The 12548-nt window shown below is 64.1% G+C and carries 7 protein-coding genes; 2 read left to right on the top strand and 5 right to left on the bottom strand.

Features of this window, described 5'->3' with window-relative positions; translation table 11 throughout:
- Positions 1-209: 209 nt before the first annotated feature.
- The 3 genes from AWY79_RS00745 to AWY79_RS00735 form a co-directional block, all read right to left on the bottom strand.
- Entirely contained in the window at positions 210-2459 is a 2250-nt protein-coding gene (locus tag AWY79_RS00745; RefSeq protein WP_066799140.1) for a vitamin B12-dependent ribonucleotide reductase, read from the bottom strand.
- Between the two features lie 303 nt (positions 2460-2762).
- Positions 2763-4064 (bottom strand): MerR family transcriptional regulator, encoded by a 1302-nt coding sequence (locus tag AWY79_RS18055; protein ID WP_078063545.1) that lies wholly within the window; start codon positions 4062-4064, stop codon positions 2763-2765.
- Between the two features lie 14 nt (positions 4065-4078).
- Positions 4079-4549 carry a hypothetical protein gene (locus AWY79_RS00735; RefSeq protein WP_133987446.1) on the bottom strand — a complete coding sequence of 157 codons (471 nt, stop codon included), beginning with the start codon at positions 4547-4549 and terminating at the stop codon, positions 4079-4081.
- A 183-nt stretch (positions 4550-4732) separates the two neighbouring features.
- Here AWY79_RS00735 and AWY79_RS00730 point away from each other — a divergent pair, with 183 nt between their 5' ends.
- The gene (locus AWY79_RS00730; RefSeq protein ID WP_066799132.1) at positions 4733-5905 is read left to right on the top strand and encodes a pyridoxal phosphate-dependent aminotransferase; all 1173 of its coding nucleotides are present in this window, start codon (positions 4733-4735) and stop codon (positions 5903-5905) included.
- 771 nt (positions 5906-6676) lie between these two features.
- Here AWY79_RS00730 and AWY79_RS00725 read toward each other — a convergent pair.
- Positions 6677-7006: a carboxymuconolactone decarboxylase family protein gene (locus tag AWY79_RS00725; RefSeq protein WP_066799130.1), complete on the bottom strand. Its 330-nt coding sequence runs from the start codon at positions 7004-7006 to the stop codon at positions 6677-6679.
- Between the two features lie 242 nt (positions 7007-7248).
- Complete coding sequence (locus tag AWY79_RS19545) at positions 7249-9777, bottom strand: ABC transporter transmembrane domain-containing protein (protein WP_066799128.1); 2529 nt, start codon at positions 9775-9777, stop codon at positions 7249-7251.
- A gap of 165 nt (positions 9778-9942) precedes the next feature.
- Between AWY79_RS19545 and AWY79_RS00715 the strand changes: the two genes are divergently transcribed.
- Entirely contained in the window at positions 9943-12534 is a 2592-nt protein-coding gene (locus tag AWY79_RS00715; protein WP_066799126.1) for a SpoIIE family protein phosphatase, read from the top strand.
- Positions 12535-12548 lie beyond the last annotated feature (14 nt).

The following is a 12548-nucleotide window of genomic DNA, read 5'->3' as shown; positions in this document are numbered from 1 at the left end:
GCCGAAGGACTCACGATCCGAGCTTTGTCCGCGGGTGTCAAGGGGCAATATGGCATGGTGACGACAGGGGGGCACCGTCGCGGACAGGGTGCGAAGGCGCGGCGGGACAGGCGACGATACGGCGGAGAAAAAGGCGGGAAAGGACGGAGGGGGGAAGGGGACCGTCCGTTACGCCGGTCTCCCTTCCTTCCCCGCCCGTGGGCGTCAGGCTAGCCGCCGCACTTGGTGTAGGCGCAGGACTTGCACATGTGGCAGCCTTCCTCGAAGACCAGGGGCTCGCCGCAGTCCGGGCAGAGCTCGCGGTTCAGGGCGGCCACCTCGCCGTCCACGCGCTCGCCGCTCAGGTAGCGGGACTCGAACACGTAGGCGATGGCGTCCGGGATGGACTTGACCAGGTGCTTCTTCATGAACTTCGGATTCTCGCCGCCGATGCCCTTGAGCTGCTGGACGATCTCGCGGACCTCGACGCCTGAGCGCAGGGCCAGGGAGACCAGCCGCCCGATGGCCTCGGCCTTGGCGGTGATGGAGCCGCCGGACTTGCCGATGGTGGCGAAGACCTCGAACGGCTTGTTGTCCACCTCGTTGACGGTCAGGAAGAGCATGCCCAGCCCGGTGGGGATCTTCTGGGTGAAGCCGTAGATGACATCCGGGCGGTCCTTGACGATGGACTTGCCCTTGGCGGCCGCTTCCTTCTTCTTGTCGCCGTCGCCGGTGCACAGCACCTGGGAAGTCTTGGACCCGTCGCGGTACACGGTGACGCCCTTGCAGCCGTACTCGTAGGCCTTCCAGTAGATGTCCCAGATGTCTTCCTTGGTGGCGGAGTTGGGCAGGTTCACGGTCTTGGAGACCGCGTTGTCCGTGAACTTCTGGAAGGCGGCCTGCATCTTGAGGTGCCAGATGGGCTCGATGTCCATGGAGGTCACGAAGACGTGGCGCAGGTGTTCGGGCAGGTGGTCCATCTTGCGGATGGAGCCGACCTTGGCGATCTCCTCCATGAGCTTGCCGGAGTAGGCGTCGGCCTCCTTCAGGGCGGCCTCGAAGAACGGGTTGGTCTCCACCAGCTTGTCGTTGTCCATGACGTTGCGCACGAAGGACAGGGCGAACAGCGGTTCCACGCCGGACGAGCAGCCCGCGATGATGGACAGGGTGCCGGTGGGCGCGATGGTCGTGGTGGTGGCGTTGCGGTACGGGCCGAGGTTGGCCTTGCCGAAGGTGGATTCCGCGTAGGTCGGGAACTCGCCGCGCTCCTTGGCCAGCTGCTTGGACGCGCTGCGCGCCTCGGCCTGCACGTATTTCATGACCCGCTCGGCCAGGTCCACGGCGGTCTGGGAGTTGTACGGGACCTTGAGCTGGTAGAGCAGGTCCGCCCAGCCCATGACGCCCAGGCCGATCTTGCGGTTCTTGCCGACCATCTCGGTGATCTGGTCCAGGGGGTAGACCGAGGCGTCGATGACGTTGTCCAGGAAGCGGACGGAAAGATGGATGATCCGTTTCAGCTCGTCCCAGTCGATCTCGGAGTCCTTGCCGTTCTTGCCCTTGGCAAAGCACTTGCCGAGGTTGATGGAGCCGAGGTTGCACGCCTCGTAGGGCAGCAGGGGCTGCTCGCCGCACGGGTTGGTGGACTCGATCTCGCCCAGCGACGGGGTCGGGTTGTCGCGGTTGATGCGGTCCAGGAAGACGATGCCGGGGTCGCCGGACTCCCACGCCTTCTGGACCAGGATGTTGAACACCTCGCGGGCGTTGAGGGTGCCCACGGTCTTGCCGGTGTTCGGGGCCACCAGGTCGTACTCCGCGCGGTCGTTCACGGCCTGCATGAACTGCTCGGTCAGCCCGATGGACAAGTTGAAGTTGTTCAACTCGCCGTCGCGCTCCTTGGCCTTGATGAACTCCATGATGTCCGGATGATCCACGCGCAGGATGCCCATGTTGGCCCCGCGCCGGGTGCCGCCCTGCTTGATCTGCTCGGTGGCGCAGTTGAAGATGCGCAGGAAGGAGAGCGGGCCGGAGGCCACGCCGCCGGTGGAGCCGACCACCGAGTCCTTGGCCCGCAGCCGGGAGAAGGAGAAGCCGGTGCCGCCGCCGGACTTGTGGATCATGGCCGCGTGCTTGACCGCGTCGAAGATGCCCTCGATGTCGTCGGCCACGGGCAGGACGAAGCAGGCCGCCAGCTGCCCGATGTCCGTACCCGCGTTCATCAGGGTGGGGGAGTTGGGCAGGAACCGGTAGGAGGTCATCAGGTCATAGAACTCGCGCGCCAGGGCGGCGGGTTTGACCGAGGACTCCTTGTACTTGCCCTCTTCCTGGGCGATGGCCGAAGCCACCCTCCAGAACATCTCCTTGACAGTCTCGTAGACCACCCCCTCCGTGTCCTTGCGCTGGTATCTGCGCTGCAAAACTATCTTTGCGTTTTCATTGATGATCGGGTCCGGGAGGTTGGCGGGCATTTTGAGTTCTGGCATGACTGACCTTTTACTAAGTTATTAAGATACAAAGAAAATATTGGTAAATGCGCGGCCTGAAAAAGCTGGCGCTAGAGAATTTCTAGACTACAGAAACAGCCGCCGAAACGCCAGCCAAAATGTCCATTCGGGAGCAAAAAAACCGGAAAGCCGCGTACCGTCTGGCCTGGCGGGAATTGCGCAAATAGGAATCAGTCTCGATTTATTCCGGGAACAAAAAAGGGGGGAAACGGGGGGCTGACGGACTGAAAAAACCCGCCCCGCAGGCCGGGGCGGGTGTCGATCAAAAGGCTGGCCCGGAGGCTATTTCCGGAAAGCGTGGAATGCGTAGCCGTACGCTTCCGGATACCGGCGGTAGAGGTCGATCTCGGTGCGGGTCATGTCGATGATGGCCCGGCCGTCCGGGTCGCCGCCGTAGAGGGGCTCGATCTCGTTCAGCCTGCGCTCCACGTCGTCGTAGAAGGCGTCCCAGCACGCCCGGTCAACGCTGAAGTGGCCGAGCACTTCGTACCCCTCGGCGCGGGCCGCCGCGTTGTTGGCTTCCGCGGTGCGCATGGCCGGATAGGCCATGGCCCAGTAGTCGCGCAGCTCGGCCGGCCCGGTCTCCGGGTCGATGAACCAGACCGCGTCGGTCAGGCACAGGCAGCCGCCGGGCTTGAGATAGCGCTTCCACTGCCCAAGGGCCTTGTCCACGCCCAGGATATAGGCCGCGCCCTCGCACCAGATGCAGTCGAAGGACTCGGGCTCGGCCTGGACGTCGCCCATGTCCATGACCGCGGCGATGACCCGGTCGGCCACGCCTGCCGCCTTGGCGCGCTCCACCAGGACGTCCAGGAACGGGCGGTACACCTCGGTGGCCGTGACCACGCCGCCGGATATCTGCGCCAGGGGGATGGTCGCCCCGCCCGAGCCGCAGCCCAGCTCCAGTATCTCCGGCCTGTCCGGCAGCCCGGTGCAGAGTCTGTACGCCCGTTCGGTCATTGCGTAGCTGCCCGGACCTTCCCGGTCCAGCCCCTCGTAAATCTTGAAGAACAGTTCCATGAATCTACCTGATTCCCGGTTGAGGTTGAGGATTTCGTGGGGCGCGGCGGCCATGGCCCGGATGGCGGATATCTCCCCCTCCGGGATGCGCAGGGCGCGCAGGAACAGCTCGTGCTTTTCCGGGGCGCTGCGCTCGAAGCGGACGTGCCAATTGCGCATGTCCGCCTCGCTGAACCCCGCCGCCGAGAGCAGGGAGACCCAGGTCCCCTTGTCCATGGGACCGGCCCCGGCCAACAGGTCGGACCGGCCGAGCAGTCCGGCCACCAGCCGCTGCTGCTCCCGCAGCCCCTCCATCTCCCGGTTCAGCTCGGCCAGCCGGTTCTCCAGCGCCCCGGCCACCCCGCTCCCGGCGGGCTCGTCGAGCATGCGCCCGATCTCGGCCAGCCCGATGCCAGCGCGCCGGTATTCGCAGATCCGCGCCAGCCGCCGGTCGTCCTGCGCCGAATAGCGCCGGTATTCGCCCTTGGCGTGGCCCGACGGGCGAAGCAGCCCGATCCTGTCGTAATAGAGCAGGGTCGAGCGCGACAATCCGTGCCGCTTGGCCAGCCTTCCCACGGTGTACATTCCGATGGTCTCCCTTACGTCCCGGGCCGGAACATCTCTCCGGTGTCCAGGTAGTGGCCGAGCATCCGTTCGAGCAGGGCCATGTTGTCCGCGAGCCGCTTCGCATACCCCTCGAAAAGCGCGGCACCCTCCTCGCTCAGCGCGGTGACGTGGTGGGTCCAGGCAAGCGCGGTCCCGTTTCCGTCCGCTTCCAGGGTGATCTCGAAACGGATGATCCGGTCCCGCCCGGTGCGCACGAACTCCAATCGCGAACACGGCTCGTACCGGCTGGTCAGCCAGGTCTCCGGCCCCTCGGCCGGGAAGTCGGTGCGGAACACGCACCCCAGCTCGTTGATCCCGGATTCGGTGTGCACCACCTCGCAGTCCCAATGCGCGATCCAGTCGTATTCGCGGACCGGGCAGAGCAGCGGCCAGATGTCCCTTGCCGGATGCGCGAGCCGCATGTCCGCCGTTGCGGTCCAGTGTCGATTCCCTTTCACAGCCATGGTTTTCTCCTTGTGGGGTTTGGGGTTCGGTTCCATGGCTGCACTATGAACCTATAGACAGGTCAACGCTTTCCGCAACTTTTTTCCGGATTGGGAGAAAACCCGATTTACCTCCGTGTATTTTTTGTCTATTGGCAAACCAGCGGTTACCCACAAAAATAGAATCACAAAGCGAGCGTTTCCATGCGAATTTCCGACCGGTTGGCGAGGATCAAGCCGTCTGCGACCCTGGCCGTGAACACCAAGGCCCAGGAGCTGCAGGCCCAGGGCCGCCAGATCATCAGCCTGGCCGTGGGCCAGCCCGATTTCGGCACCCCGGAGCACGTCTGCAAGGCCGCCAAGGCCGCCCTGGACGAGGGCTTCACCCGTTACACCCCGGTGCCGGGCATCCCGGAGCTGCGGGACGCCGTGGCCGCCTATTACGAGCGGTTCTACGGGGCCAAGGCCTCCGGCGTGAACGCCATCGTCTCCAACGGCGGCAAGCAGGTCCTTTACAACCTGCTCATGGCCTTGGTGAATTCCGGCGACGAGGTGCTCATCCCGTCGCCCTACTGGGTCAGCTATCCGGCCATGGTTCAGCTGGCCGAGGGCGTGTCCGTGTTCGTGCCCACCACCGCCGAGGAGGGGTACCTGGTCACCTTGGAAGGGCTGGAGGCGGCCCGCACCGACAAGACCAAGGTGCTGATCCTCAACTCGCCGTCCAACCCCACCGGCTGCTGCTACACCCAGGCCCAGCTGGAGGCCATCGCCGCCTGGGCGCGCGCCAACGACATCTTCATCATCTCCGACGAGGTATACGACCGGCTGGTCTACGCCCCGTTCACGCCCGCTTCCCTGGCCAAGACCTGGGAGGCCTACCCCGAGTCCATCGCCATCGTGGGCGCGCTGTCCAAGTCGTTCTGCATGACCGGCTGGCGCGTGGGCTATGCCCTGGCCCACGAGGACCTGGTCAAGGCCATGACCAAGATTCAGGGCCAGTCCACCTCGAACATCAACTCCGTGACCCAGCGCGCGGCGGTCGCCGCCCTGACCGGTCCGTGGGAGGTCGTGGAAGAGATGAAGGTGGCGTTCGCCCGCCGCCGCGACCTGGCCTACGAGATCATCACCGGGTGGGGAGCGGAGTGTCCCAAGCCCGACGGGGCGTTTTACCTGTTCCCGGTGCTGGACAAGTTCTACACCGAGGATGCGCCGGATTCGGCGGCCATGTGCACGAAGATCCTCGAAGAGGTGGGCGTGGCGTTGGTGCCGGGGTCCGCTTTCGGGGACGACAAGTGCATCCGGTTCTCGTATGCGCTGGACGATGAGATCTTGAAGGAGGCGCTCGCCAAGGTGGGGAGTGTTTTGCTGAAGAAATAGTTCTTCTCTTGTTGGAATTGCAGGAGGCCGTCCTTTGGGGCGGCCTTCTTTTTTGGGAGAAGAGAGAGCCGTCGCTGACGCTCCTCCATGTTTTTTGCAGCCCTCCCGGCGGGGTCCTTTCTTTCCAGGGCGAAAGAAAGGACCAAAGAAACGCCCTGGGGGGTCATCCCCGCCCACAGTTTCACCGCCAAGAATCCGATCCGCTCGGTGCGGCTTCGCATAGCGGGCCATCTGCCCATTTTTCGAAGGGGAATTTGATCCTCGCGTAGTATTGCTACGCTGCGGTCAAATCCCCCCTCGAAAAATGCACAGCTGACCCACTCTGCGAAGCCTTCCGGCCCCATCTGATCAAAAGTAGCGTGCGAGTCTCCACGAGAACACCCCTTTTAAGGAATACCGAGGAGCCACGGGAGCGGAGCCGCCGCCCCTTCGCGGTCGGCTTCTAGGCGTCCGGAACAGGGCTCGCTGCGTGCCGCTTAACGGTACGAAGGGCGAAGGAAGAGGGGCCTTCGGGCGAGCCGTGGGTGCAGGAGAGCCACTGTTTGAGGCTGCGGCTCAAAGGCGTTCCAGGGGAGGGCCTTCGTAAGGTTGGGCGGGGTGTTAAAGCCGCTGTTTGGGGCTACGCCCCAAAGACGCTCCATGGGGATTGGGCGCATGTGAAAAAAAACGGCGCGTCCCGGGTGAGCGGGGCGCGCCGGAAGGGGCGGAATAAGGGCCGGTCCGGGAGGCGGGCCGGATGGTCCTGGCTGGGCCGGAAAGGAAAAGGCCGGCTTATTCGTAGAGCTTGTCCACTTCTTCGTAGACGTAGCGCATGTACATCATCTTGGGAGAGCCGCCCATGGCCACGGCCAGGAGACCGGCGTCGATGACTTCGTCGCGGGTCGCACCGTGGGTCACGGCGTTCTGCACGTGAAGGGAGATGCACATGTCGCACTGGGACAGGATCGAGCAGGCGATCAGGATCAGGGACTGGTACTTGTCCTCGATGGCGCTGCCCTTCTTGATGGCGGCGGTGAACCCCTGGTACGCCTTGAAGACGTCCCGGCGGTTCTTGTTCATCTGACGGAAGAGTTCGGTTGCTTTTTCAGCGGGTTCCGGCATTGATATCTCCTGTTTAAGTAGAGTCCGGCCCAGGAGAACGCCTCCTGGGCCGGGCCTATGAGAGGGAGAGAGTCCCGATTGGGTTGGCCTTTGGGTACATTCAAAAAATCGACCTGTAAAGTGGAAAAAAGAAGAAAATAATGCCAAATTGAAGAATTTTCGTCCGCATTTTTTCAAAAAAACAACCGATCCCGCGTATTAGAGCGGAATCGGTTGTTTTCGCTTTCCCTTCGGAAAAGGAATTAATCTTCTTTGCCGTGGACCAGGGTGTACAGCGCGCCCTTTTGGTCGAGCAGATCCTGGTATCCGCCCTGCTCCACGATGCGGCCCGCCTTCAGGACCACTACCTTGTCGTAGTAGGGCAGCATGTCCAGACGGTGGATGACCGCCAGGACCGTGGACTTGCCCTTCCAGTTGGAGGTCAGGATGTTCTGCACCCGCGCCTGGGACTTGTTGTCCAGGGCCGCGGTGGCCTCGTCCAGGATGAGCACCGGCGGGACCTTGAGGAAGGTCCGGGCCAGGGCCACCTTCTGGCGCTGGCCGCCGGACAGCCGGTCGCCCATGGAGCCGACCTCGAAGTTCATGCCCATCTCGGCCACCGGCTCCAGCGCGCCCTGCATGATCAGCGCCTGCATGATGCGGTGGTTGATCTCGTCCTCCGCGCCCTGGGCGTCGGTGCGCACGCGGCCGAACAGGATGTTGTCCTGGATGTTCAGGGCGTCCATGTACTCGTCCGGGTTGAAGAAGGTGAACGCATCGGGATAATCGGCGTTGACCTGCTCCATGAAGTCCCTGCGCGAGCGGACCACGCGGTTGGCGAACCCCTTGTCCAGCTCGGCCTGCTTGTGGATGCCGGGGGTGAACCCCATGGCCAGCTTGAGGATCAGCGCCCGCTCGTCCTCGGACAGCGGCTCGCCGGAATCCAGCCGGTTGGCCACCTTCTGGTAATCGCCGTATTCCGCCTCCGGGATGGGACAGCCGAGGAAGTCCTCGTGGGTCGGTTCCGGGCCGAGCTCGTCGGTGACCACCCGGGCCAGGGTCTCGCCCAGGACCGTCAGGTGGGCCATCAGGCCGTGGTCCTCGAGGAACGCCTGGAAGCGCGGGTGGCCGTGCAGGTGCTCCTGGTCGAACTGCTCCACGTTGGCCGCGCCGAAGGCGATGTTCTCGGCCACGGTCATGTACCGGGAGTAGGAGTCGGTGTCGAAGAATTCGATGTACTCGGCCACGTCCGCATACATGCCCGCCTCGCCCTCCTGGAACTCCTTGCGCGAATCCAGGATAGCGGTCTTGAGGGCGGCGTGGTCGCCCTCGGGGTCCAGCCGGGAGCGCAGGGCGAACGCCAGCACGTCGGTGAACAGCCCCACCTGCTGGGTGATCTTGATCAGGTCGTCCAGGGACGGTTCGTCGCCGCCGGGGCAGGAGCCGCCCTGCATGGCCAGGGAGCGGCAGGAGTAGAGCAGGTTCTCCTTGACCGTGCCGTCGAAGATGAAGGGATGCTGCGCGACCATGCCGAGGTTGTAGGAGATGTCCTGCTTGGTCAGCTCCGAGACCTCGCGGCCGCCGAGCAGCACCGAGCCGCCGGAATACTTGTAGAGCTGGGCCACGCACAGGGCCAGGGTGGATTTGCCCGAGCCGGAGAAGCCGACCAGGGCCACGTGCTCGCCTCCCTTGACCTTCAGCGAGACGTTGTCCAGCAGCCGGATGTTGCCGCCGACCACAAAGGTCAGGTTGCGGATCTCGATGTCGTTGTCCAGGTGGTACGGCTCGCGTCCCTCGGTGAACTGCCTGAACTCCGGCGCGTGGTCGAAGGCGCGCATGATCTGCCCGTAGCGGACCGAGCTGTCCTGGTAGACCTGCCAGAACTCCATCAGCTCCTTCCACGGGTCGTAGAGCTTCTCGTAGGCGGACAGGAAGGCCACGATGGCGCCCACGTCGAACTGGCCCTGGATGGCGTAGTAGCCGCCGATGAGGAAGAGCACGAACGGCCCCAGGCTCATGAAGAAGTTGTTCACGAACTTGATGCCGAACTTGATGCCGTTTTGCAGCACCGTGGCCTTGTAGAGCTTGTCCAGGACCTTGGTGAAGCGCTGCTTCTCAAGGGGGATCGAGGCGTTGGCGTGGACCTCGTGGACCCCGGAGACCGCTTCGCCCACCAGCCCGGAGAGCCGCTGGGTGTGCTTGATGCGCCTGCGGTTGGCCCGGCGGAAATATTTCTGGATGCGCGGCAGCACCGCCAGTTCGAGGGGATAGATGGCGATGGAGATCAGCCCGATGGTCGGATTGAGGTGGATCATGTACCCGGCCATGGCCAGGAAGGTCAGGACGTTTACCGCGGGCACGGCCACGGCCTGGCCGATGAAGGTCGCCACCGGGATGAATTCGGTGATCAGGTACGAGATGACGTTGCCCGGCGAAGTGCGGCGGTAGAACTGGACCGGCAGGGAGAGCAGGTGCTCGTAGAGCCGCTCGCGGATGACCTTCAGGGCGCGCTCGCCGATGTGGACCTGCATCAGGTTGATGGCGAACTTGAGTATTCCGGCCAGGGTCACGGCCCCGATGTAGAGCGCGCAGTAGCGCCACAGGGCGGGCAGGTCCTTCATGCCGATGGCCTGGTTGATGATCCTCTTCTGCATCTCCAGCGGGACCACGCGCATGGCCACGGTGACCACGATGATCCCCACCACGATGAGCTGGAGCGGAATGCTTTTGTAGAGGACCCAGGAGTAAAGAGAGGTTTTCGTTACTCGTTTTTTCTCATTGGGGTGCGGCATGATCCATCCGTTATTCGAGTTCCGGGACAGTTCGGGTATAAACGGTCCGAACCGGTTTTCCAAGCATTATAATGGAAATGGGGGGTGGTGGAGTGGACATGACTATCGGATTTGTGGTCAAAGGTCAGAGGAGGTGCGGAGGCGGCCGTTTCTCTGGAAAAGACTATGCGAATACCGATCAGAATCAAATTCTTCGTGGTCCTGCTGGCCTTCAGCCTCGGCCCCATCTTCATCTCGCGCGGGCTGATGAGCCGCGCCTCCGGCGAGGTGGCGAACAAGACCAGCGAACAGACCCGCCAGGAGCTGCTGCGGATCGTGGCCGACGAGTTCGAGTCCGTGGCCGGGTCGATGCTGGCCCTGATGGAGCGCAGCTCCGAGGCCATGCGGCTGGCTACCATCGGCGTGGCCAGGGAGGCGGAGCTGGCCCTGGAGCTCCCCGCATCCGACGACAGCGGCAAGATTTATTTCACCCAGGAGTTCGGCAACCCCGACCTTAGCCCGCCCGATTCGGCGCGCAGGGACGGTTACGCCCGGCGGACCATGGGCATGCGCCAGCAGCTCATCCAGGTCAGTCTGGAGCACCCCTCTTTTTATCTGCCCGCCTCGGTGCCCGCCGCCTCGGTGCAGGGCGAAATGGAGAAACTGCTCCGGTCCGCCTCCGGCATCCGCGCCCTGTACACGAACCTGCCCTCCGGGCCGTTCTGGATCAACGTGGCCCTTGAGTCGGGCGTGATGCTCTGCTACCCCGGCCACGGACGGCTGCCGCCCATGTTCGACCCCCGCGACCAGGACTGGTTCCGCGAGGCCCGCAACGGGGACAAGTGCCGCTGGTACCGGGTCATCGACCCGACCACGCGGTTCGTGGTCAACAAGGTGGCCTATCCGGTCCGCGACGGCGCGGGCAAGTTCCTCGGGGCCGTGTCCCTGGACGTTCCGGCCCACGCCATCATGCCGGACGACCGGCTGGAGGCGCGCTGGGGCGGCAAGGTGCGCACCTTCCTGGTGGAGCGCGTGGGCGAGGACCGGCCCGCGTCCGCCGGGCTCCCCATCGTGATCCAGCGCGAATCCACCGCCGAAGGCCACCGCCACTGGATGAGCTCCCTGGACCAGGAGAGCCTGATCCTCGACGAACCCGTGGGCCACCAGATTCTGCTCCACGCCCTGGACACCCGCCGCACCGGTGTGGTCGAGCTTTCCTACGAGGGCGAGCCTTCGGTCTGCGCCTTCGCGTCCACGGACACCTACTCCTTCCTGGTCATCGCGCCCAAGACCGTTGTGGCCAAGCTGCCCAACGAGGTCTCGGCCATGCTCCAGGGACTGTTCGGCGAGATGCGCAATCTCTCCCTGCTGGTCTCCGGGGTCATGCTGATCATCACCGGGCTCATCGCCTGGTTCGGGTCCAGGGCCATCACCCGGCCCATCGTGGTCATCGTGGAGGCCGCCAAGCGGCTGACCTCCGGCGATTTCACCGCGCGGATCGACCAGCACACCGGCGACGAGCGCGACGAGCTGATCCGCTCCTTCAACGAGATGGGGCCCAAACTCAAGGAACTGCTCCTCCTGAACCGGGACATGAAAGTGGCCCAGGAGGTCCAGCAGCTGCTGCTGCCCGGCGTGGAGCCGGAGCTGCCGGGGTTCGACATCGCCGGGGGCATCGCCTACTGCGACCGCACCGGCGGGGATTACTACGATTTCCTCAAGATTTGCGGCGGCGGGCGGCCCAGGCTGGCCGTGATCATCGGCGACGTGTCGGGCCACGGCGTGCCGTCGGCCCTGGTCATGGCTTCGGCCAGAGGGCAGCTGCAGACCCTGGCCTCCATGGACATTCCGCCCGAGGAGCGGGTCAATGCCGTGAACCGCGTCCTGAGCCGCGACCTGGACGGCACCGGCCGGTTCCTGACCATGTTCTATCTGCAACTGGAACAGGGCACGCCCCAGGTGCGTTGGGTGCGGGCCGGGCACGACCCCGCCTTCCGCTACAACCCGGACCGGGACGAATTCGGCGAGTTGCTCGGCGAGGGCATCCCCCTGGGCGTGATGGAGGAGTACGGCTACGCGTCCCAGGCCGCGGAGCTGGCCGACGGCGAGATCCTGGTCATGGCCACGGACGGGGTCTGGGAGGCGCGCAACGCCGAGGGCGAAATGTTCGGCAAGAAGAGAATACTTGCCATCATCCGGGAGAGCGCCCATAAAAGTGCCGGGGACATCCGCCAGGCCGTCATGGATGCGGTGGAGGGGTTCCAGGGCAATGGCCAGGAAGACGACATCGCCGTCGTCGTGGTCAAGAAGGAGGCAGGCGAAACGCCCATGGCTCGACATTCCATATCCTTCCGTATGACCAACAAGGAAAACTGCTTCAAGTGTTTCCAGCCCAAGGTGGAGGCCTTCGGGATGGAGCGCGGGTTGCATCCCAAGATCGTTTTCCACCTCACCCTGGTGCTCGACGAGTTGACCACCAACATCATCTCTTACGGCTACGCCGATTTCGACGAGCACCCCATCGACGTGACCATCGAGTTGGAGGGCGACATCCTGACCATCCGGGTGGAGGACGACGCCGAGCCGTTCAACATCCTCGAAGCGCCGGAGCCGGAGCTGGATGTCCCGCTGGAGGATCGGCTCAAGCCCGTGGGTGGGCTGGGCATCCACCTGGTCAAGAACATGGTGCACGACATCCATTACCAGCGGGAGGACGGCAAGAACGTCCTCACCTTGAACAAGAATATCAGCAAGACCCATTGCCCGGTTTCGGGCTAGGGCGCACGGAGGAG

Source organism: Pseudodesulfovibrio indicus (assembly GCF_001563225.1).
Classification (GTDB): Bacteria; Desulfobacterota; Desulfovibrionia; order Desulfovibrionales; family Desulfovibrionaceae; genus Pseudodesulfovibrio; species Pseudodesulfovibrio indicus.
The sequence above is the reverse complement of the archived record's forward strand: the minus strand, read 5'-3'. Positions and strand labels throughout refer to the sequence as shown.

What these genes read in the sequence shown, in the direction of transcription:
- AWY79_RS00745 (WP_066799140.1), bottom strand. Translation starts at nt 2,459, where the DNA reads ATGCCAGAACTCAAAATGCCCGCCAACCTCCCGGACCCGATCATCAAT.
- AWY79_RS18055 (WP_078063545.1), bottom strand. Translation starts at nt 4,064, where the DNA reads ATGTACACCGTGGGAAGGCTGGCCAAGCGGCACGGATTGTCGCGCTCG.
- AWY79_RS00735 (WP_133987446.1), bottom strand. Translation starts at nt 4,549, where the DNA reads ATGGCTGTGAAAGGGAATCGACACTGGACCGCAACGGCGGACATGCGG.
- AWY79_RS00730 (WP_066799132.1), top strand. Translation starts at nt 4,733, where the DNA reads ATGCGAATTTCCGACCGGTTGGCGAGGATCAAGCCGTCTGCGACCCTG.
- AWY79_RS00725 (WP_066799130.1), bottom strand. Translation starts at nt 7,006, where the DNA reads ATGCCGGAACCCGCTGAAAAAGCAACCGAACTCTTCCGTCAGATGAAC.
- AWY79_RS19545 (WP_066799128.1), bottom strand. Translation starts at nt 9,777, where the DNA reads ATGCCGCACCCCAATGAGAAAAAACGAGTAACGAAAACCTCTCTTTAC.
- AWY79_RS00715 (WP_066799126.1), top strand. Translation starts at nt 9,943, where the DNA reads ATGCGAATACCGATCAGAATCAAATTCTTCGTGGTCCTGCTGGCCTTC.